Raw genomic sequence first — 22,361 nt, 5'->3', positions numbered from 1 at the left:
GTGTCTGAACATTGCAGAATCATACAGCAGTCAATACAGCACAAACGATAATATTAAGAGATTTAGTTGATGCATTATTATTTGAAGATATAGCCGGAATTGTATCGAATAGTGAGATTACTAAAGAAAATGGACAAACGCTTTTGATATACAAACGTGAAACACAACAAATAAAGATACCTGTTTATTTTAGTGCTTTAAATATGTTTCGTTATGAAAGTTCACAACCAATTACGATAGAGGGAAGGCTGTCTAAGCAACCTTTAACGGCAGCTGAATTTTGGCAAACAATCGTCAAAATGAATCGTGATTTAAGTCATGAATGGGAAGTGGCTCGCGTTGAAGAAGGACTGACTACTGCTGCCAAACAGCTTACTAAACAATTATCAGAATTAGATTTAGCGTCTCATCCTTTTGTGATGTCCGAACAGTTTGCAAGTTTAAAAGATCGTCCATTTCATCCATTAGCTAAAGAAAAAAGAGGATTAAGAGAAGCGGATTATCAAGTGTATCAAGCTGAATTAAATCAATCATTTCCTTTAATGGTTGCAGCAGTTAAAAAGACACATATGATTCATGGCGATACTGCAAATATTGATGAATTAGAAAATTTGACAGCACCTATAAAAGAACAAGCGACAGACATGTTAAATGATCAAGGGTTATCAATAGATGACTATGTACTATTTCCGGTACATCCTTGGCAATATCAGCATATTCTGCCGAACGTCTTTGCGAAAGAGATTAGTGAAAAGTTGGTTGTACTATTACCGTTAAAATTTGGAGATTATCTGTCATCTTCAAGTATGCGTTCATTAATTGATATTGGCGCACCGTATAACCATGTCAAAGTACCATTTGCAATGCAGTCATTAGGCGCATTAAGGCTAACGCCTACGCGTTACATGAAAAACGGAGAACAAGCAGAACAATTATTACGTCAGCTTATAGAAAAAGATGAAACACTATCTAAGTATGTCATGGTTTGTGATGAAACAGCTTGGTGGTCATATATGGGTCAAGATAATGATATTTTCAAAGATCAATTAGGCCATTTAACTGTTCAGCTAAGAAAATATCCCGAAGTGCTAGCCAAAAATGATACGCAACAGCTAGTGTCAATGGCAGCACTCGCGGCAAATGATCGCACCTTATATCAAATGATTTGTGGAAAAGATAATATTTCTAAAAATGATGTCATGACGTTATTTGAAGATATCGCACAAGTCTTTTTAAAGGTAACACTATCATTTATGCAATACGGCGCATTACCTGAGTTGCATGGTCAAAATATATTGTTGTCATTTGAAGATGGACGTGTACAAAAATGCGTGTTACGTGATCATGATACTGTCAGAATTTATAAACCATGGCTAACAGCACATCAGCTTTCATTGCCGAAGTATGTCGTCAGAGAAGATACACCTAATACGCTAATTAATGAAGATTTGGAAACATTCTTTGCTTATTTTCAAACATTAGCTGTATCGGTAAATCTATATGCCATTATTGATGCAATTCAAGATTTATTTGGTGTAAGTGAGCATGAACTTATGTCGTTGTTAAAACAAATTTTAAAAAATGAAGTGGCAACTATTTCCTGGGTTACAACTGATCAGCTAGCTGTCAGACACATTTTATTCGATAAACAGACGTGGCCATTTAAACAAATTCTATTACCATTGCTATATCAACGTGATAGTGGTGGAGGTAGTATGCCTTCAGGTTTAACTACCGTACCAAATCCAATGGTGACATATGATTAATCAGACTATATGGCGCAGTAACTTTCGCATTTTATGGCTCAGTCAGTTTATAGCGATTGCTGGACTGACAGTACTTGTGCCATTATTGCCAATTTATATGGCATCACTACAAAATCTATCAGTCGTAGAAATACAGTTGTGGAGTGGTATAGCGATTGCTGCTCCAGCTGTAACGACGATGATAGCTTCGCCGATATGGGGGAAGCTAGGTGATAAGATTAGCCGAAAATGGATGGTGTTAAGAGCGTTACTTGGTTTGGCGGTATGCTTATTTTTAATGGCATTGTGTACTACACCATTACAGTTTGTACTTGTGAGGTTATTGCAGGGACTATTTGGTGGTGTTGTTGATGCATCAAGTGCGTTTGCGAGTGCAGAGGCGCCAGCTGAAGATCGTGGCAAGGTATTAGGAAGATTACAAAGTTCAGTCAGTGCAGGGTCTCTTGTAGGACCATTAATCGGCGGTGTTACAGCTTCGATATTAGGTTTTAGTGCGTTACTGATGAGTATTGCCGTCATTACTTTTATTGTCTGTATTTTCGGTGCATTAAAATTGATTGAAACGACACATATGCCAAAATCACAAACACCAAATATTAATAAAGGTATTCGCCGTTCATTTCAATGTCTATTATGCACACAACAAACATGTCGATTTATTATCGTTGGCGTTTTAGCAAACTTTGCTATGTATGGCATGCTAACTGCATTATCACCACTTGCTTCATCAGTGAATCATACAGCGATAGATGACCGTAGTGTGATTGGATTTTTACAGTCCGCATTTTGGACGGCTTCGATATTAAGCGCGCCTTTATGGGGTCGCTTTAATGATAAATCATATGTTAAATCAGTATATATATTTGCCACGATTGCATGTGGTTGTAGTGCGATACTGCAAGGTTTAGCGACGAATATAGAGTTTTTAATGGCTGCAAGAATACTTCAAGGATTAACATATAGTGCATTGATTCAAAGTGTCATGTTTGTTGTTGTAAATGCTTGTCATCAGCAACTTAAAGGCACATTTGTTGGAACGACGAACAGTATGTTAGTTGTTGGTCAAATTATTGGCAGTCTTAGTGGCGCTGCCATTACAAGTTATACTACACCAGCTACTACATTTATCATTATGGGCGTAGTATTTGCAGTAAGTAGTTTATTTTTAATTTGTTCAACCATCACTAATCAAATCAACGATCACACATTAATGAAATTATGGGAGTTGAAACAAAAAAGTGCAAAATAAAGAATTAATACAACATGCAGCGTATGCGGCTATTGAACGTATTTTAAATGAATATTTTAGAGAAGAAAATTTATATCAAGTACCACCTCAAAATCATCAATGGTCTATACAATTATCTGAGCTCGAAACGTTAACAGGTCAATTCGCTTATTGGTCTGCGATGGGGCATCATATGTATCATCCAGAAGTATGGCTTATTGATGGTAAAAGTAAGAAATTAACAACATATAAAGAAGCCATTGCGCGTATTTTACAACATATGGCTCAAAGTGCAGATAATCAAACGGCAGTGCAACAACATATGGCGCAAATTATGTCTGACATCGATAATAGCATTCATCGCACGGCGCGTTATTTGCAAAGTAACACAATAGACTACGCAGAGGATCGCTATATCGTTTCAGAACAATCTTTATATTTAGGTCATCCATTTCATCCGACTCCTAAGAGTGCAAGTGGGTTTTCAGAAGCAGATTTAGAGAAATATGCACCCGAATGTCATACGTCATTCCAATTGCATTATTTAGCTGTGCATCAAGATGTTCTGCTCACGCGCTATGTAGAAGGTAAAGAAGATCAGGTTGAGAAAGTGTTGTATCAATTAGCAGATATAGACATATCAGAGATACCTAAAGATTTTATTTTATTACCAATACATCCTTATCAAATAAATGTGTTGCGACAGCATCCACAGTATATGCAATATAGTGAACAAGGTTTAATAAAAGACCTTGGTGTTTCCGGTGATTCAGTGTACCCGACGTCTTCGGTTAGAACTGTATTTTCAAAAGCATTAAACATTTATTTGAAATTACCGATACATGTTAAAATTACTAATTTTATACGTACGAATGACCTTGAACAAATTGAACGGACAATCGATGCCGCACAAGTTATCGCATCAGTCAAAGATGAGGTTGAAACACCCCATTTTAAATTGATGTTTGAAGAAGGATATCGTGCATTGTTACCGAATCCATTAGGGCAAACAGTTGAACCTGAAATGGATTTATTAACAAATAGTGCCATGATTGTTCGTGAAGGGATACCGAATTACCATGCTGATAAAGATATTCATGTATTGGCGTCATTATTTGAAACGATGCCTGATTCACCGATGTCTAAGTTATCACAAGTGATTGAGCAAAGTGGTTTAGCACCAGAAGCATGGCTTGAATGTTATTTGGATCGTACATTATTGCCGATATTAAAGCTGTTTAGTAACACAGGCATTAGTCTAGAAGCACATGTACAAAATACATTAATTGAATTAAAAGATGGCATACCCGACGTATGCTTTGTCAGAGATCTTGAAGGCATTTGTCTATCTAGAACGATTGCTACTGAAAAACAGCTTGTGCCAAATGTTGTGGCAGCATCAAGCCCTGTTGTATATGCACATGATGAAGCATGGCATCGTCTTAAATATTACGTTGTAGTAAATCACTTAGGACATTTAGTATCAACCATTGGTAAAGCGACAAAGAATGAAGTTGTGTTATGGCAACTTGTAGCGCATCGTCTTATGACTTGGAAAAAAGAATACGCGAATAACGCAGTATTTGTTGACTGTGTTGAAGATTTATATCAAACGCCGACCATTGCGGCTAAAGCGAATTTGATGAGTAAATTGAATGATTGTGGTGCAAACCCTATTTATACACATATACCAAATCCAATTTGTCATAACAAGGAGGTATCGTATTGTGAATCAAACAATTCTTAATCGTGTAAAGACTAGAGTGATGCACCAACTGGTATCATCGCTTATTTATGAGAATATTGTTGTGTATAAAGCGTCATATCAAGACGGTGTCGGTCATTTTACAATAGAAGGACATGATTCAGAGTATCGTTTTACTGCTGAAAAGACACATAGCTTTGATCGTATACGTATCACATCACCAATTGAGCGTGCCGTAGGAGATGAGGTAGATACTACAACAGACTATACACAATTACTGAGAGAGGTTGTATTTACATTTCCTAAAAATGATGAAAAGCTAGAACAATTTATTGTCGAGTTATTACAGACAGAACTAAAAGATACGCAAAGTATGCAGTATCGAGAATCAAACCCACCAGCAACACCTGAGACATTTAACGACTATGAATTTTATGCGATGGAAGGGCATCAGTATCATCCAAGTTACAAATCACGTTTAGGATTTACGTTGAGTGATAATTTGAAATTTGGTCCTGACTTTGTACCAAACGTTAAACTGCAATGGTTAGCTATCGACAAAGATAAAGTAGAAACGACGGTATCAAGAAATGTTGTAGTTAACGAAATGTTACGTCAACAAGTTGGCGATAAGACTTATGAACATTTTGTACAGCAAATTGAAACGTCTGGCAAACATGTAAATGATGTTGAGATGATACCTGTACATCCATGGCAGTTTGAACATGTCATCCAAGTTGATTTGGCTGAAGAAAGGCTTAATGGCACAGTACTATGGTTAGGGGAAAGTGATGAGCTATATCACCCTCAACAATCGATTCGTACGATGTCGCCAATAGACACGACAAAATATTATTTAAAGGTACCAATAAGTATAACGAATACTTCAACGAAACGAGTGTTGGCGCCTCATACAATTGAAAATGCAGCGCAAATTACGGATTGGTTAAAGCAGATACAGCAACAAGATACGTATTTAAAAGATGAATTAAAGACAGCTTTTCTAGGGGAAGTCTTAGGACAGTCTTATTTAAATACACAACTTTCGCCTTATAAACAAACTCAAGTTTATGGTGCGTTAGGTGTTATATGGCGTGAAAATATATATCATATGTTAATCGATGAAGAGGATGCGATACCATTTAATGCACTTTATGCGAGTGATAAGGATTGTGTACCATTCATTGAAAATTGGATTAAACAATATGGTTCTGAAGCTTGGACAAAGCAATTTTTAGCTGTAGCGATTCGTCCAATGATTCATATGCTTTATTATCACGGTATTGCCTTTGAATCGCATGCACAAAATATGATGCTCATTCATGAAAATGGTTGGCCTACACGTATTGCCTTAAAAGATTTCCATGATGGTGTTCGTTTTAAGCGTGAGCATTTAAGTGAAGCTGCTTCACACCTGACATTAAAGCCAATGCCAGAAGCACATAAAAAAGTGAATAGTAATTCATTTATTGAAACAGATGACGAACGTTTAGTACGCGACTTTTTACATGATGCATTTTTCTTTATTAATATCGCCGAAATCATCTTATTTATTGAAAAGCAATATGGTATCGATGAGAAACTGCAATGGAAATGGGTTAAAGGCATCATCGAGGCGTATCAAGAAGCATTTCCAGAGTTGAATAACTATCAACATTTCGATTTGTTTGAACCTACGATTCAAGTTGAAAAGTTAACGACACGTCGATTATTAAGTGACTCCGAGTTAAGAATTCATCATGTTACAAATCCATTAGGTGTAGGAGGTATTACTGATGCAACAACTATCTCTGAAACATAGATTAAACAATGGTGATTCAGTTTATGGCATTTTTAATTCTATACCGGACCCATTAATGATAGAGGTTATCGCAGCAAGCGGGTATGACTTTGTTGTGATTGATACAGAACACGTGGCGATTAATGATGAGACACTAGCGCATTTAATTCGTGCAGCTGAAGCAGCGCATATTATACCAATTGTACGTGTCACTGCAGTGATAGATAGAGATATCATTAAAGTGTTGGATATGGGTGCGAGAGGTATTATTGTGCCACACGTTAAAGATCGTGAGACAGTTGAGCATATTGTGAAATTAAGTCGTTATTACCCGCAAGGATTAAGAAGTTTGAATGGTGGTCGCATGGCAAGATTTGGACGTACACCATTACTTGATGCAATGGAGATGGCTAATGAGCATATTATGGTGATTGCCATGATAGAAGATGTTGAAGGGGTTATGGCCATTGACGATATAGCACAAGTCGAAGGTTTAGACATGATAGTCGAAGGTGCCGCAGATTTATCCCAGTCACTTGGCATACCATGGCAAACGCGTGATGATCAAGTAACATCACATGTTCAACATATTTTTGAAGTTGTGAATGCACATGGTAAACATTTTTGTGCATTACCACGTGAAGATGAAGATATTGCAAAATGGCAGGCACAAGGTGTACAAACATTTATTTTAGGTGATGATCGTGGAAAAATATATCGCCATTTAAGTGCATCTCTAGCGACGTCTAAACAGAAGGGGGATGAAGACTAATGCGTATAGTTCAACCCGTTATTGAACAATTAAAAGCACAATCTCATCCAGTTTGTCATTATATCTATGATTTAGTCGGACTGGAACATCATTTGCAACATATTACATCGTCATTGCCTAGTAATTGTCAGATGTACTATGCAATGAAAGCAAATAGTGAACGAACAATACTAGATACAATTAGTCAGTATGTTGAAGGATTCGAAGTTGCATCTCAAGGTGAAATAGCAAAAGGTCTTGCTTTTAAACCAGCAAATCATATTATTTTTGGTGGTCCTGGTAAGACAGACGAGGAACTAAGATATGCAGTAAGTGAAGGTGTTCAGCGTATTCATGTTGAAAGTATGCATGAATTACAACGGCTAAATGCCATCTTAGAAGATGAAGATAAGACACAACACATTTTATTGCGTGTTAATTTAGCAGGACCATTTCCCAATGCAACGTTGCATATGGCAGGACGCCCAACACAATTTGGTATTTCTGAAGACGAAGTTGATGATGTCATTGAAGCTGCGCTAGCAATGCCAAATATTCATCTAGATGGATTTCATTTTCATTCTATTTCTAACAATTTAGACTCGAATTTACATGTCGATGTAGTGAAACTTTATTTTAAAAAAGCAAAGGCATGGTCTGAAAAACATCGATTTCCACTCAAACATATCAATCTTGGTGGTGGTATAGGGGTTAACTATGCAGATTTAACTAGCCAATTTGAGTGGGATAATTTTGTAGAAAATTTTAAAACACTTATCGTTGAGCAAGAAATGGAAGATGTGACATTGAACTTTGAATGTGGGCGCTTTATTGTGGCACATATTGGTTACTATGTGACAGAAGTGCTAGATATTAAGAAAGTACATGGTGCTTGGTATGCCATTTTAAGAGGAGGTACGCAACAATTTAGACTGCCGGTATCTTGGCAGCATAACCATCCTTTTGACATTTATCGCTATAAGGACAATCCATATTCGTTTGAAAAAGTTTCAATTTCGAGGCAGGACACAACGTTAGTCGGTCAATTATGTACACCGAAAGATGTCTTTGCTAGAGAAGTACAGATAGATGCAATCAGTACAGGCGACGTTATTGTTTTCAAATATGCAGGTGCATACGGATGGTCTATTTCACATCACGATTTCTTAAGCCATCCACATCCTGAATTTATTTATTTAACGCAAACAAAGGAGGATGAATAACTATTGAATCATATTCATGAACATTTAAAATTGGTACCAGTAGATAAGATTGATCTTCACGAAACATTCGAACCTTTAAGATTGGAAAAGACGAAAAGTAGTATTGAAGCAGATGATTTTATACGTCATCCTATTTTAGTGACAGCGATGCAACATGGAAGATATATGGTTATAGATGGTGTGCATCGGTATACAAGTTTGAAAGCGTTAGGATGTAAGAAAGTTCCAGTGCAAGAAATCCATGAAACACAATATTCAATTAGTACGTGGCAACATAAAGTTCCATTTGGTGTGTGGTGGGAAACGTTACAACAAGAACATCGCTTGCCATGGACTACTGAGACAAGACAAGAAGCGCCATTTATTACGATGTGTCATGGGGATACAGAACAATATTTGTATACAAAAGATTTAGGCGAAGCACATTTTCAAGTATGGGAAAAGGTTGTCGCAAGTTATAGTGGTTGTTGTTCTGTAGAGAGAATTGCACAAGGTACATATCCTTGTCTTTCTCAACAAGATGTACTCATGAAGTATCAGCCATTGAGTTATAAGGAAATTGAAGCGGTTGTTCATAAAGGGGAAACTGTGCCAGCAGGTGTGACACGCTTTAATATTTCAGGACGATGTCTTAATCTTCAAGTACCACTGGCATTACTTAAACAAGATGATGATGTTGAACAACTGCGCAATTGGAAGCAGTTTTTAGCAGATAAGTTTGCCAATATGAGATGCTATACTGAAAAAGTATACTTGGTGGAGCAATAGTTTTACTGTGATGTTGAGGGAAATATGATGATTTAGCGTATTGATAGCGAAAATATAATAAAATAATATAGTGTGGAGAACTTTTGATATTTTATAAATATTGAAGTTCTCCATTTTTGTATTTTGCATATAAAAATTAAATAAAATAAGGTATATTAAGGTAAAGTATAAATTTTAAATAAATGGGGAATGAGTATGAATATGGATTTAATTATAGGAAGAATCGCTATTTGGATAGGCATCGCAGTGCAAATGTATTATAACGTCGTCATTGTTAGCATGACAACCTTTATCATTTTTATAAATGCTGAAGGAGCAAGCCCTGAAATAGCTGTTTTAATAGCATTAGTAATCATTCTTATCTTAACTTTACCACCTATCCTAACCGCGATTAACTTAGAGAATAAAATGGAAGTAAAAGGTACGCTTTTTATTGTTTATGCGATTGTGGCATTTTGTATGTTTAATTACCTTTCATCAATGTTATGGGTGGCTTGCGGCATTTTTCTTATTTGGACTAAATATTCAAAAGATGGGTCAACAGGTAAGAATGAGAATGAAAAAGTTGATATTGAAAGTACAGAGAATCAATTTGAATCTAAAGATAAAATTACTAAAGAATAAAGTGAATATTTAAGGCGGAGTATAAATATTAAATAAATGGGGAATGAGCATGAGGAAAAATATAGAATTGATATTAATATGGATGGGTATATATATTCAAATAGCATACATGGCTATTATAGCTTTGCTCATATATATATTTACATTATTTTTTGGATCATTTTTTGGATTTTTATTTTTGTTAACAGGTAATGAAATTGGAGATTTATTAAAAACACCCACTTCATTTATGATATTTGCTACATGTCTAATTATATTTTCAGTCTTACCTGTTACTGTACTAGCATTTGACTTATCTAAAAGAAGAATTTTAAAAGGTATCATATTAGTTGTATATGCGATTATTGCTGCGTTATTATACAACTTTGTATCTGCAATACTTTGGTTTATTGTAGCCATTTCTCTTTTTATTAGAAAAAAATCTTTATCTGCAGAAAATACTGTTGCTGTTCAAAGTCACAAAGGAGCTTCTAAACAAGAAATACGTTATAAACTTGTGTACAAGTCTGTCTCGATAAAACATAGTGATGATTCAATTAAAGTAGCACATACAGTGGGAAATAAAAAACTAATTGATGACAAAACAATTGATATTCACCTTGATTCAAGTGAAATATTAAAAAAGATTAGTACTGACGCAAATCAAGCATCACATAAAGACACGTGTAAAAAGGAACTTGATAGTCAAGACATGATAGAACATCCTGAGTTTAAAAATTCCACGACTAAAAACCTAGAAGGATTAAACGAAGAAATACATAAAGATGAAGCTACAACTAAAGTTGACAGTGATAACACGCAACCGCCGATTGAATCAAAAGACCATGTCTCGAAAAAAGATTGATGACAAACTAATCGAGAGACTTAAAAAATAATATTCAACATAAGCACTTTTAAAACGACATTTAAACGCATTGCCAATCACTAATGGTAGTGCGTTTAACTATACCTTAAATATCTGAATATTTTGTTAAATGGAGTTACCTTTGTTGTACTATTCAAATGAAGAGGAGTAAAATGTAATTAAAGGAAAGTAATTTGAGGAGTGACCTTTATGACAAACAACAAAGTAGCATTAGTAACTGGCGGAGCACAAGGGATTGGTTTTAAAATTGCAGAACGTTTAGTGGAAGATGGTTTCAAAGTAGCAGTTGTTGATTTCAATGAAGAAGGGGCAAAAGCAGCTGCACTTAAATTATCAAGTGATGGTACAAAAGCTATTGCTATCAAAGCAGACGTATCAAACCGTGATGATGTATTTAATGCAGTAAGACAAACTGCAGCGCAATTTGGCGATTTCCATGTTATGGTTAACAATGCCGGCCTTGGACCAACAACACCAATCGATACAATTACTGAAGAACAGTTTAAAACAGTATATGGCGTGAACGTTGCAGGTGTGCTATGGGGTATTCAAGCCGCACATGAACAATTTAAAAAATTCAATCATGGCGGTAAAATTATCAATGCAACATCTCAAGCAGGCGTTGAGGGTAACCCAGGCTTGTCTTTATATTGCAGTACAAAATTCGCAGTGCGAGGTTTAACACAAGTAGCCGCACAAGATTTAGCGTCTGAAGGTATTACTGTGAATGCCTTCGCACCTGGTATCGTTCAAACACCAATGATGGAAAGTATCGCAGTGGCAACAGCCGAAGAAGCGGGTAAACCTGAAGCATGGGGCTGGGAACAATTTACAAGTCAAATTGCTTTGGGCAGAGTTTCACAACCCGAAGATGTTTCAAATGTAGTGAGCTTCTTAGCCGGTAAAGACTCTGATTACATTACTGGACAAACAATTATTGTAGATGGTGGTATGAGATTCCGTTAATAATCATCCACTAATGATAAATAAATCCTTATTGTTAAGTTTAATCACTTAGCAGTAAGGATTTTTTAGTGCACTTAGAAGGGATTGTATTGGTAGAAAATTAATAACCGAAGTTCCTAAATGAGTTATGATGTCACTGTCTAATGCATCAGTTGAAAGCATTACTAAGTTCCACCTAGCATAGTTACGCTGAAACATCACAAAAACCCCACTATCTAATTTATCTCAATAAAAATTCACGAAGTTATCTCATTTTATTTTTATAAATAAAAAATATCGATAAAAAGCTTACAATACTTTATGTTTTTATGATATATTTTTAATGTATAAAAGAGGTGGAAGATTTGGAAAGAGTTTTGATAACTGGTGGGGCTGGTTTTATTGGGTCGCATTTAGTAGATGATTTACAACAAGATTATGATGTTTATGTTCTAGATAACTATAGAACAGGTAAACGAGAAAATATTAAAAGTTTGGCTGACGATCATGTGTTTGAATTAGATATTCGTGAATATGATGCAGTTGAACAAATCATGAAGACATATCAATTTGATTATGTTATTCATTTAGCAGCATTAGTTAGTGTTGCTGAGTCGGTTGAGAAACCTATCTTATCTCAGGAAATAAACGTCGTAGCAACATTAAGATTGTTAGAAATCATTAAAAAATATAATAGTCATATAAAACGTTTTATCTTTGCTTCGTCAGCAGCTGTTTATGGTGATCTTCCTGATTTACCTAAAAGTGATCAATCATTAATCTTACCATTATCACCATATGCAATAGATAAATATTACGGCGAACGGACGACATTAAATTATTGCTCGTTATATAACATACCAACAGCGGTTGTTAAATTTTTTAATGTATTTGGGCCAAGACAGGACCCTAAGTCACAATATTCAGGTGTGATTTCAAAGATGTTCGATTCATTTGAGCATAACAAGCCATTTACATTTTTTGGTGACGGACTGCAAACTAGAGATTTTGTATATGTATATGATGTTGTTCAATCTGTACGCTTAATTATGGAACACAAAGATGCAATTGGACACGGTTATAACATTGGTACAGGCACTTTTACTAATTTATTAGAGGTTTATCGTATTATTGGTGAATTATATGGAAAATCAGTCGAGCATGAATTTAAAGAAGCACGAAAAGGAGATATTAAGCATTCTTATGCAGATATTTCTAACTTAAAGGCATTAGGATTTGTTCCTAAATATACAGTAGAAACAGGTTTAAAGGATTACTTTAATTTTGAGGTAGATACTATTGAAGAAGTTACAGCTAAAGAAGTGGAAATGTCATAAAAATAACATTGAAGATGTTCATATAAATAAAAATTATAATTATCAAAGAAAATTAGATGCACTCGAAGAAGTGAGAAAAGGCTATTACCCAATTAAACGTGCGATTGACTTAGTATTAAGTATCGTTTTATTATGTTTAACATTTCCGATTATGTTCATATTCGCCATTGCTATTGTCATAGATTCGCCAGGAAATCCTATTTATAGTCAGGTTAGAGTTGGGAAGATGGGTAAATTAATTAAAATATACAAATTACGTTCGATGTGTAAAAACGCAGAGAAAAATGGTGCGCAATGGGCTGATAAAGATGATGATCGTATAACAAATGTCGGGAAGTTTATTCGTAAAACACGCATTGATGAATTACCACAACTAATTAATGTTGTTAAAGGGGAAATGAGTTTTATTGGACCACGCCCGGAACGTCCGGAATTTGTAGAATTATTTAGTTCAGAAGTGATAGGTTTCGAGCAAAGATGTCTTGTTACACCAGGGTTAACAGGACTTGCGCAAATTCAAGGTGGATATGACTTAACACCGCAACAAAAACTGAAATATGACATGAAATATATACATAAAGGTAGTTTAATGATGGAACTATATATATCAATTAGAACATTGATGGTTGTTATTACAGGGGAAGGCTCAAGGTAGTCTTAATTTACTTAATAAGTTCAAATAAAAGTTACATTTTAAAGATTGTGACCAATTGTTACAGTATAACGAGGAATCCCTTGAGACAGTATCAAATGGCATTAAGAAATATGTGCCATCATTGATTTGCATGGCTATAAATACTATTCATCTGATGAGATAGCTATGTTAAGAAATTGAAAGTATAGCGTTAAAGGGGTTTGTAACAGTTGAAAATTATATATTGTATTACTAAAGCAGACAATGGTGGTGCACAAACACATCTCATTCAACTCGCCAACCATTTTTGCGTACACCATGATGTTTATGTCATTGTAGGCAATCATGGACCAATGATTGAACAACTAGATGCAAGAGTTAATGTAATTATTATCGAACATTTAGTAGGTCCAATTGACTTTAAACAAGATATTTTAGCTGTCAAAGTGTTAGCACAGTTATTCTCGAAAATTAAACCTGATGTTATCCATTTACATTCTTCCAAAGCTGGAACGGTCGGACGAATTGCGAAGTTCATTTCGAAATCGAAAGACACACGTGTAGTTTTTACTGCGCATGGATGGGCTTTTACAGAGGGTGTTAAACCAGCTAAAAAATTTCTATATCTAGTTATCGAAAAATTAATGTCACGTATTACAGATAGCATTATTTGTGTTTCAGATTTCGATAAACAGTTAGCGCTAAAATATCGATTTAATCGATTGAAATTAACCACAATACATAATGGTATTGCAGATGTTCCCGCTGTTAAGCAAACGCTAAAAAGCCAATCACATAACAATATTGGCGAAGTAGTTGGGATGTTGCCTAATAAACAAGATTTACAGATTAATGCCCCGACAAAGCATCAATTTGTTATGATTGCAAGATTTGCTTATCCAAAATTGCCACAAAATCTAATCGCGGCAATAGAGATATTGAAATTACATAACAGTAATCATGCGCATTTTACATTTATAGGCGATGGACCTACATTAAATGATTGTCAGCAACAAGTTGTACAAGCTGGGTTAGAAAATGATGTCACATTTTTGGGCAATGTCATTAATGCGAGTCATTTATTATCACAATACGATACGTTTATTTTAATAAGTAAGCATGAAGGTTTGCCAATTAGCATTATCGAAGCTATGGCTACAGGTTTGCCTGTTATAGCCAGTCATGTTGGCGGTATTTCAGAATTAGTAACTGATAATGGTATATGTATGATGAACAACCAACCCGAAACTATTGCCAAAGTCCTGGAAAAATATTTAATAGACAGTGATTACATCAAAATGAGTAATCAATCTAGAAAACGTTATTTAGAATGTTTTACTGAGGAGAAAATGATTAAAGAAGTGGAAGACGTTTATAATGGAAAATCAACACAATAGTAAATTACTAACATTGTTACTTATCGGTTTAGCGGTTTTTATTCAGCAATCATCGGTTATTGCCGGTGTGAATGTTTCTATAGCTGACTTTATCACATTACTAATATTAGTTTATTTACTGTTTTTCGCTAACCATTTATTAAAGGCAAATCATTTTTTACAGTTTTTCATTATTTTGTATACATATCGTATGATTATTACGCTTTGTTTACTATTTTTTGATGATTTAATATTTATTACGGTTAAGGAAGTTCTTGCATCTACAGTTAAATATGCATTTGTAGTCATTTATTTCTATTTAGGGATGATCATCTTTAAGTTAGGTAATAGCAAGAAAGTGATCGTTACCTCTTATATTATAAGCAGTGTGACTATAGGTCTATTTTGTATTATAGCTGGTTTGAACAAGTCCCCTTTACTAATGAAATTGTTATATTTTGATGAAATACGTTCAAAAGGATTAATGAATGACCCTAACTATTTCGCGATGACACAGATTATTACATTGGTACTTGCTTACAAGTATATTCATAATTACATATTCAAGGTCCTTGCATGTGGTATTCTGCTATGGTCATTAACTACAACCGGATCTAAGACTGCGTTTATCATATTAATCGTCTTAGCCATTTATTTCTTTATTAAAAAGTTATTTAGTAGAAATGCGGTAAGTGTTGTGAGTATGTTAGTGATTATGCTGATATTACTTTGTTTTACCTTTTATAATATAAACTACTATTTATTCCAATTGAGCGATCTAGATGGCTTACCATCTTTAGATCGAATGGCGTCTATTTTTGAAGAGGGATTTGCATCATTAAATGATAGTGGATCTGAGCGAAGTGTTGTATGGATAAATGCCATTTCAGTAATTAAATATACATTAGGTTTTGGTGTCGGATTAGTGGATTATGTACATATTGGCTCGCAAATTAATGGTATTTTACTTGTTGCCCATAATACATATTTGCAAATTTTTGCGGAATGGGGCATTTTATTCGGTGCGTTATTTATCATATTTATGCTTTATTTGCTGTTTGAATTATTTAGATTTAATATTTCTGGGAAAAATGTAACAGCAATTGTTGTAATGTTGACGATGCTGATTTACTTTTTAACAGTATCATTTAATAACTCAAGATATGTCGCTTTTATTTTAGGAATTATCGTCTTTATTGTTCAATATGAAAAGATGGAAAGGGATCGTAATGAAGAGTGATTCACTAAAAGAAAATATTATTTATCAAGGGCTATACCAATTGATTAGAACGATGACACCACTGATTACAATACCCATTATTTCACGTGCATTTGGTCCCAGTGGTGTGGGTATTGTTTCATTTTCTTTCAATATCGTGCAATACTTTTTGATGATTGCAAGTGTTGGTGTTCAGTTATATTTTAATAGAGTTATCGCCAAGTCCGTTAACGACAAACGGCAATTGTCTCAGCAGTTTTGGGATATCTTTGTTAGTAAATTATTATTGTCTCTAACAGTTTTTGCGATGTATATCGCTGTGATTACAATCTTTATAGATGATTACTATCTTATTTTCCTACTACAAGGAATCTATATTATAGGTGCAGCACTCGATATTTCATGGTTTTATGCTGGAACTGAAAAGTTTAAAATACCTAGCCTTAGTAATATTGTTGCGTCTGTTATTGTATTAAGTGTCGTTGTTATCTTTGTCAAAGATCAATCAGATTTATCATTGTATGTATTTACTATTGCTATTGTGACGGTATTAAACCAATTACCTTTGTTTATCTATTTAAAACGATACATTAGCTTTGTTTCGGTTAATTGGATACACGTCTGGCAATTGTTTCGTTCGTCATTAGCATATTTATTACCAAATGGACAGCTCAACTTATATACTAGTATTTCTTGCGTTGTTCTTGGTTTAGTAGGCACATACCAACAAGTTGGTATCTTTTCTAACGCATTTAATATTTTAACGGTCGCAATCATAATGATTAATACATTTGATCTTGTAATGATTCCGCGTATTACCAAAATGTCTATCCAGAAATCACATAGTTTAACTAAAACGTTAGCTAATAATATGAATATTCAATTGATATTAACAGTACCTATGGTCTTTGGTTTAATTGCAATTATGCCATCATTTTATTTATGGTTCTTTGGTGAGGAATTCGCATCAACTGTCCCATTGATGACTATTTTAGCGATACTTGTATTAATCATTCCTTTAAATATGTTGATAAGCAGGCAATATTTATTAATAGTGAATAAAATAAGATTATATAATGCGTCAATTACTATTGGTGCGGTAATGAATTTAGTATTATGTCTTGTTTTGATATATTTTTATGGAATTTACGGTGCTGCTATTGCGCGTTTAATTACAGAGTTTTTCTTGCTCATTTGGCGATTTATTGATATTACTAAAATCAATGTGAAGTTGAATATTGTAAGTACGATTCAATGTGTCATTGCTGCCGTTATGATGTTTATTGTGCTTGGTGTGGTCAATCATTATTTGCCCCCTACAATGTACGCTACGCTGCTATTAATTGCGATTGGTATAGTAGTTTATCTTTTATTAATGATGACTATGAAAAATCAATACGTATGGCAAATATTGAGGCATCTTCGACATAAAACAATTTAAGTATCGGTAACGCTATACTTTAGAAATTTAAGATTAAGAAGAAAAGGCAATTTCTTATTGAAAAATGGAAGTTGTCTTTTTTGATTCTCTTTAAAAGCGGGAAACAAAAGCAGTTAAATGCCTTTTTGCATTCAATATTAAATATTATATCAATTTCGAATATTTAAATTTTATATAATTGGATATAACAAATAAATAATAATTATTGCAAAACACACCCGAAATTAATTATTATAAAAGTATATTCATAAAAGGAGGAATATACTTATGGCATTTAAATTACCAAATTTACCATATGCATATGATGCATTGGAACCATATATAGATCAAAGAACAATGGAGTTTCATCACGACAAACATCACAATACGTACGTGACGAAATTAAACGCAACAGTTGAAGGAACAGAGTTAGAGCATCAATCACTAGCGTATATGATTGCTAACTTAGACAAGGTACCGGAAGCGATGAGGATGTCAGTTCGTAATAATGGCGGTGGTCATTTTAACCATTCATTATTCTGGGAAATACTATCACCTAATTCTGAAGAAAAAGGTGGCGTAATAGACGACATTAAAGCGCAGTGGGGCACTTTAGATGAATTTAAAAATGAATTTGCAAATAAAGCAACAACATTATTTGGATCAGGTTGGACTTGGTTAGTTGTTAATGATGGAAAATTAGAAATTGTGACAACGCCAAACCAAGATAATCCATTAACAGAAGGCAAAACACCAATCTTACTATTTGATGTTTGGGAGCATGCCTACTATCTGAAATATCAAAATAAACGTCCAGACTATATGACTGCATTTTGGAATATTGTTAACTGGAAAAAAGTTGATGAATTATACCAAGCAGCAAAATAATATAACTTAATGTAATTGAGGTGGAGCATCTACAAGGTGTTTCACCTTTTTTGTACTTAATATCTTTACTTATTCGTTTTTGTGTAATGGGATAGCACGTAAAAGTAGCAAAATAAAACAGTACAATCATATACAATGATGAATACTTTACTTGTGTTCTCTGTGCTTGTGAACTAAATGTTTCGAGAAGAGCGCACATCGAATAACAAAATTATTTAGACAACGTTCAACAAATAAATAAACATAATACGATTAATAATAGAAAAATCGTGTGATTATATGAGCGAGCCTAGGACATAAATCAATGTCCTAGGCTCGCTAATGTTATATTGGCAGTAGTTGACTGAATGAAATTGCGCTTGTAACAAGCTTTTCCATTTCTTGCCCACTTCCTAAATAATCATCACAAAATTTCTTATATTTCAATAATTTTAATAATCCGATTGTCTTATACGTGTCAGTGTTAATTCAGAGATTTCCTGTGGAATATACCACTTATTAATCATAATTGGATAAGGTGTTTGTGCGTACAATGTTTCAATAATCAGCCAACAATGTGTATCACCATCAAACACGTGACTATGATTTTTGAAGTGGGGCGCTTTGGTAATAGACATTTTTAAATCTGATTGATATGCATTGCTATAAATCGTTTGCTCAACGAACGTCTTCATGTCGTCTTCGTTTTGTGTATTCACTTTAAATGTGTCAATGACATTTAACGGTATAAAGGTAAAGCAAAATGCATCAGCTTGCTTAGAATGATTATCCTTTTTTTGATAATAGCGTTCCATTGCAATGACGGCAGAAGGATGGTTTGCAAACAAATGATTTGTATATTCACTTTCTAAATCAACACGATAATTAATTGATGACATAGATACGCGAGCTAGCAATATTTGATCAAGTGGATGCTTAAATTGATCCATACTTGAAGCGTGTTGGGCATTTGTTTGTGGAATAACAAAGTGTCCCTTCCCTCTTGTACTCTCTACGATGCCATCTTCGGCTAACAATTTTATAGCTTGGCGCAAAGTCATACGACTGACATCAAAGCGCGCACAAAGTTCCTTTTCAGTAGGTAATGCATGGCCACTCGGATATTTTCCTATTTGAATTTCTTTATATAACGTATTATAAATCGTTAAAAATTTTGGTTGTGTTTGCGTCACGTAGACAACCTCCATAAAGTTACTTAATCACTCTCATCATACAATAATTTTTACTCGAATTGGAAAAATTATAAAAATTAAACATAGATAGACTTTGAAAATTAGTTTTATACAAGGTTAGAAGCTATAACTGTAAAATGTTCTTAATATTGTCAAAATGTAATGCTTGAAAGCGCTTTTAAAAAATATTATTATATACATGGTTAGACAAATAGACAAATCACTATACAAATATTGGGAGGAATATTTTATGAAATCAACACCACACATTAAACCAATGAATGACGTCGAAATTGCAGAAACGGTTCTATTGCCAGGAGATCCGTTAAGAGCTAAGTTCATTGCAGAAACATATTTGGACGATGTGGAACAGTTCAATACAGTGCGAAACATGTTTGGTTTTACCGGAACATATAAAGGTAAAAAAGTTTCTGTCATGGGTTCAGGAATGGGTATGCCATCTATTGGCATTTACTCTTATGAATTAATTCATACATTTGGTTGTAAAAAATTAATTCGCGTTGGTTCTTGTGGCGCGATGCAAGAAAACATTGATTTATATGATGTGATTATTGCACAAGGTGCCTCTACTGATTCAAATTACGTTCAACAATATCAATTACCAGGTCATTTTGCGCCAATTGCTTCTTATCAGTTATTAGAAAAAGCAGTTGAAACAGCACGTGACAAAGGTGTACGTCATCATGTAGGTAATGTGTTATCAAGTGATATTTTCTATAACGCGGATACAACAGCGAGTGAACGTTGGATGCGTATGGGTATTTTAGGTGTAGAAATGGAATCAGCTGCATTATACATGAATGCAATTTACGCTGGTGTCGAAGCATTAGGTGTGTTCACAGTGAGCGATCATTTAATTCATGAAACGTCAACAACACCTGAGGAAAGGGAACGTGCATTTACAGATATGATTGAAATTGCACTGTCATTGGTGTAGATGATTATGAATGTTGAATATTCTAAAATAAAGAAAGCAGTACCTATTTTACTATTCTTATTTGTATTCAGTTTGGTTATAGACAACTCATTTAAATTGATTTCTGTAGCCATTGCTGATGACTTAAATATCTCTGTAACGACAGTAAGTTGGCAAGCGACATTAGCCGGTTTAGTAATTGGTATTGGCGCTGTAGTATACGCTTCATTATCTGATGCCATTAGTATACGCACACTATTTATTTATGGCGTGATATTAATCATTATCGGATCAATTATTGGTTACATTTTCCAACATCAATTCGCATTACTTTTAGTTGGACGTATTATTCAAACTGCAGGTTTAGCTGCTGCAGAGACATTATATGTGATATATGTTGCAAAGTATCTTTCTAAAGAGGACCAGAAGACTTACCTTGGCTTAAGTACGAGCAGTTATTCCTTGTCATTAGTTATCGGTACATTATCAGGTGGATTTATTTCTACGTATTTACACTGGACAAATATGTTTTTAATTGCATTAATCGTAGTATTTACGTTGCCATTCCTATTTAAATTATTACCAAAAGAAAATAATACAAATAAAGCTCATTTAGATTTTGTTGGCTTAATTCTAGTGGCAACTATCGCTACAACAGTCATGCTGTTTATTACGAACTTTAATTGGTTATATATGATTGGTGCCTTAATTGCGATTATCGTTTTTGCGCTATATATTAAAAATGCTCAACGTCCATTAGTAAACAAATCATTTTTCCAAAATAAACGTTATGCTTCATTTTTATTTATAGTATTTGTAATGTATGCCATCCAATTGGGTTATATTTTTACGTTCCCATTCATAATGGAACAAATTTATCATCTTCAACTAGACACAACATCACTGCTATTAGTACCGGGTTATATTGTAGCAGTTATCGTTGGTGCACTAAGTGGTAAAATCGGTGAATATCTTAATTCAAAACAGGCGATTATCACAGCAATTATTTTAATCGCACTGAGCTTGATTTTACCTGCATTTGCAGTAGGTAATCACATTTCAATCTTCGTCATTTCTATGATATTCTTTGCAGGTAGCTTTGCTTTAATGTATGCACCTTTACTTAACGAAGCCATTAAAACAATAGATCTTAATATGACAGGTGTGGCTATTGGTTTTTATAATTTAATTATTAATGTGGCGGTATCTGTAGGTATTGCGATTGCTGCGGCTCTAATCGATTTTAAAGCATTAAATTTCCCAGGCAATGATGCATTAAGTTCACATTTCGGTATTATTTTAATTATTTTAGGTTTAATGAGTATTGTCGGATTAGTTTTATTCGTCATCTTAAATCGTTGGACACAATCTGAAAAATAAATAGATATAAATTCGCGAGATATATTCGTATTTATAGTAAAATTAAATAAAGAGATTATATAACACGAGGAGTAGTAAGTATGAAATTTGAGAAATATATAGATCACACTTTATTGAAGCCTGAGTCAACACGTACGCAAATCGATCAAATCATCGATGAAGCGAAAGCATACAATTTTAAATCTGTATGTGTGAATCCAACGCATGTAAAATATGCAGCAGAGCGACTAGCTGATTCAGAGGTGCTAGTTTGTACGGTAATAGGGTTCCCATTAGGTGCGTCGACAACTGCAACGAAAGCATTTGAAACAGAAGATGCAATTCAAAATGGTGCAGATGAAAT

Annotated in this window: 19 protein-coding genes and 2 pseudogenes; 20 read left to right on the top strand and 1 reads right to left on the bottom strand. The window is 34.2% G+C overall.

What is annotated here, in order from left to right; all coding sequences use genetic code 11:
• Window positions 1-11 precede the first annotated feature (11 nt).
• The 17 genes and pseudogenes from sbnC to ACXQH5_RS12915 all read left to right on the top strand — a co-directional run bounded on the left by sbnC (window position 12) and on the right by ACXQH5_RS12915 (window position 18,529).
• Window positions 12-1,766: a staphyloferrin B biosynthesis protein SbnC gene (gene sbnC / locus ACXQH5_RS12995; RefSeq protein ID WP_001179415.1), complete on the top strand. Its 1,755-nt coding sequence runs from the start codon at window positions 12-14 to the stop codon at window positions 1,764-1,766.
• Complete coding sequence (sbnD, locus tag ACXQH5_RS12990) at window positions 1,759-3,015, top strand: staphyloferrin B export MFS transporter (RefSeq protein WP_000610137.1); 1,257 nt, start codon at window positions 1,759-1,761, stop codon at window positions 3,013-3,015. The genes sbnC and sbnD overlap by 8 nt, the downstream gene beginning before the upstream one ends.
• On the top strand, window positions 3,005-4,741 hold the full coding sequence (gene sbnE / locus ACXQH5_RS12985; protein ID WP_001179894.1) for an L-2,3-diaminopropanoate--citrate ligase SbnE: 1,737 nt from the start codon (window positions 3,005-3,007) through the stop codon (window positions 4,739-4,741). Before sbnD ends, sbnE begins: the two co-directional genes overlap by 11 nt.
• Entirely contained in the window at window positions 4,650-6,500 is a 1,851-nt protein-coding gene (gene sbnF, locus ACXQH5_RS12980; RefSeq protein ID WP_078065131.1) for a 3-(L-alanin-3-ylcarbamoyl)-2-[(2-aminoethylcarbamoyl)methyl]-2-hydroxypropanoate synthase SbnF, read from the top strand. The genes sbnE and sbnF overlap by 92 nt, the downstream gene beginning before the upstream one ends.
• Window positions 6,475-7,251, top strand: a complete 777-nt coding sequence (gene sbnG, locus ACXQH5_RS12975) for a staphyloferrin B biosynthesis citrate synthase SbnG (RefSeq protein WP_001186805.1) — start codon at window positions 6,475-6,477, stop codon at window positions 7,249-7,251. Before sbnF ends, sbnG begins: the two co-directional genes overlap by 26 nt.
• The gene (sbnH, locus tag ACXQH5_RS12970; RefSeq protein WP_001223705.1) at window positions 7,251-8,453 is read left to right on the top strand and encodes a staphyloferrin B biosynthesis decarboxylase SbnH; all 1,203 of its coding nucleotides are present in this window, start codon (window positions 7,251-7,253) and stop codon (window positions 8,451-8,453) included. The genes sbnG and sbnH overlap by 1 nt, the downstream gene beginning before the upstream one ends.
• A gap of 3 nt (window positions 8,454-8,456) precedes the next feature.
• Window positions 8,457-9,221 (top strand): bifunctional transcriptional regulator/O-phospho-L-serine synthase SbnI, encoded by a 765-nt coding sequence (gene sbnI, locus ACXQH5_RS12965; protein WP_001015549.1) that lies wholly within the window; start codon window positions 8,457-8,459, stop codon window positions 9,219-9,221.
• Between the two features lie 195 nt (window positions 9,222-9,416).
• Window positions 9,417-9,845, top strand: coding sequence for a hypothetical protein (locus ACXQH5_RS12960; RefSeq protein ID WP_001055592.1), 429 nt, complete (start codon window positions 9,417-9,419; stop codon window positions 9,843-9,845).
• 49 nt (window positions 9,846-9,894) lie between these two features.
• Entirely contained in the window at window positions 9,895-10,689 is a 795-nt protein-coding gene (locus ACXQH5_RS12955) for a hypothetical protein (protein WP_001230657.1), read from the top strand.
• Between the two features lie 210 nt (window positions 10,690-10,899).
• The gene (locus tag ACXQH5_RS12950) at window positions 10,900-11,676 is read left to right on the top strand and encodes a (S)-acetoin forming diacetyl reductase (RefSeq protein WP_000183771.1); all 777 of its coding nucleotides are present in this window, start codon (window positions 10,900-10,902) and stop codon (window positions 11,674-11,676) included.
• Between the two features lie 143 nt (window positions 11,677-11,819).
• Window positions 11,820-11,942 (top strand): annotated as a pseudogene (locus tag ACXQH5_RS12945) (hypothetical protein).
• 69 nt (window positions 11,943-12,011) lie between these two features.
• Window positions 12,012-12,992, top strand: a complete 981-nt coding sequence (locus tag ACXQH5_RS12940; RefSeq protein WP_078065132.1) for an NAD-dependent epimerase/dehydratase family protein — start codon at window positions 12,012-12,014, stop codon at window positions 12,990-12,992.
• Entirely contained in the window at window positions 12,955-13,647 is a 693-nt protein-coding gene (locus tag ACXQH5_RS12935) for a sugar transferase (protein ID WP_000736077.1), read from the top strand. Before ACXQH5_RS12940 ends, ACXQH5_RS12935 begins: the two co-directional genes overlap by 38 nt.
• 209 nt (window positions 13,648-13,856) lie before the next feature.
• On the top strand, window positions 13,857-15,023 hold the full coding sequence (locus ACXQH5_RS12930; protein WP_000692495.1) for a glycosyltransferase family 4 protein: 1,167 nt from the start codon (window positions 13,857-13,859) through the stop codon (window positions 15,021-15,023).
• Window positions 15,004-16,242, top strand: a complete 1,239-nt coding sequence (locus ACXQH5_RS12925; RefSeq protein ID WP_000431231.1) for an O-antigen ligase family protein — start codon at window positions 15,004-15,006, stop codon at window positions 16,240-16,242. Before ACXQH5_RS12930 ends, ACXQH5_RS12925 begins: the two co-directional genes overlap by 20 nt.
• Window positions 16,232-17,662, top strand: a complete 1,431-nt coding sequence (locus ACXQH5_RS12920) for an oligosaccharide flippase family protein (RefSeq protein ID WP_000834106.1) — start codon at window positions 16,232-16,234, stop codon at window positions 17,660-17,662. The genes ACXQH5_RS12925 and ACXQH5_RS12920 overlap by 11 nt, the downstream gene beginning before the upstream one ends.
• A gap of 267 nt (window positions 17,663-17,929) precedes the next feature.
• The gene (locus ACXQH5_RS12915; protein WP_000874684.1) at window positions 17,930-18,529 is read left to right on the top strand and encodes a superoxide dismutase; all 600 of its coding nucleotides are present in this window, start codon (window positions 17,930-17,932) and stop codon (window positions 18,527-18,529) included.
• Window positions 18,530-18,960: 431 nt separating this feature from the next.
• Here the strand turns inward: ACXQH5_RS12915 and ACXQH5_RS12910 are convergent, their stop codons facing one another.
• Window positions 18,961-19,716: a GntR family transcriptional regulator gene (locus ACXQH5_RS12910; RefSeq protein WP_001789411.1), complete on the bottom strand. Its 756-nt coding sequence runs from the start codon at window positions 19,714-19,716 to the stop codon at window positions 18,961-18,963.
• 235 nt (window positions 19,717-19,951) lie between these two features.
• Here ACXQH5_RS12910 and deoD point away from each other — a divergent pair, with 235 nt between their 5' ends.
• From deoD to ACXQH5_RS12895, 3 genes and pseudogenes are all read left to right on the top strand, one after another.
• Window positions 19,952-20,659 (top strand): purine-nucleoside phosphorylase, encoded by a 708-nt coding sequence (deoD, locus tag ACXQH5_RS12905; protein ID WP_000843292.1) that lies wholly within the window; start codon window positions 19,952-19,954, stop codon window positions 20,657-20,659.
• A 6-nt stretch (window positions 20,660-20,665) separates the two neighbouring features.
• The gene (gene tet(38), locus ACXQH5_RS12900; protein WP_001100293.1) at window positions 20,666-22,018 is read left to right on the top strand and encodes a tetracycline efflux MFS transporter Tet(38); all 1,353 of its coding nucleotides are present in this window, start codon (window positions 20,666-20,668) and stop codon (window positions 22,016-22,018) included.
• An 80-nt stretch (window positions 22,019-22,098) separates the two neighbouring features.
• A pseudogene (locus tag ACXQH5_RS12895) lies at window positions 22,099-22,361 on the top strand (deoxyribose-phosphate aldolase); the annotation flags it as partial.

Source organism: Staphylococcus sp. SA22 (assembly GCF_054165785.1).
Note: the sequence above shows the minus strand (reverse complement) of the source record. Positions and strands in the feature narration are given on the sequence as shown.

Bases quoted from the DNA above. Each gene is read 5' to 3' on its own strand.
- sbnD (WP_000610137.1), top strand. From the start codon at position 1,759: ATGATTAATCAGACTATATGGCGCAGTAACTTTCGCATTTTATGGCTC.
- sbnF (WP_078065131.1), top strand. From the start codon at position 4,650: ATGATTGTGGTGCAAACCCTATTTATACACATATACCAAATCCAATTT.
- sbnG (WP_001186805.1), top strand. From the start codon at position 6,475: ATGCAACAACTATCTCTGAAACATAGATTAAACAATGGTGATTCAGTT.
- sbnH (WP_001223705.1), top strand. From the start codon at position 7,251: ATGCGTATAGTTCAACCCGTTATTGAACAATTAAAAGCACAATCTCAT.
- ACXQH5_RS12960 (WP_001055592.1), top strand. From the start codon at position 9,417: ATGAATATGGATTTAATTATAGGAAGAATCGCTATTTGGATAGGCATC.
- ACXQH5_RS12955 (WP_001230657.1), top strand. From the start codon at position 9,895: ATGAGGAAAAATATAGAATTGATATTAATATGGATGGGTATATATATT.
- ACXQH5_RS12950 (WP_000183771.1), top strand. From the start codon at position 10,900: ATGACAAACAACAAAGTAGCATTAGTAACTGGCGGAGCACAAGGGATT.
- ACXQH5_RS12925 (WP_000431231.1), top strand. From the start codon at position 15,004: ATGGAAAATCAACACAATAGTAAATTACTAACATTGTTACTTATCGGT.
- ACXQH5_RS12920 (WP_000834106.1), top strand. From the start codon at position 16,232: ATGAAGAGTGATTCACTAAAAGAAAATATTATTTATCAAGGGCTATAC.
- ACXQH5_RS12915 (WP_000874684.1), top strand. From the start codon at position 17,930: ATGGCATTTAAATTACCAAATTTACCATATGCATATGATGCATTGGAA.
- ACXQH5_RS12910 (WP_001789411.1), bottom strand. From the start codon at position 19,716: ATGGAGGTTGTCTACGTGACGCAAACACAACCAAAATTTTTAACGATT.
- deoD (WP_000843292.1), top strand. From the start codon at position 19,952: ATGAAATCAACACCACACATTAAACCAATGAATGACGTCGAAATTGCA.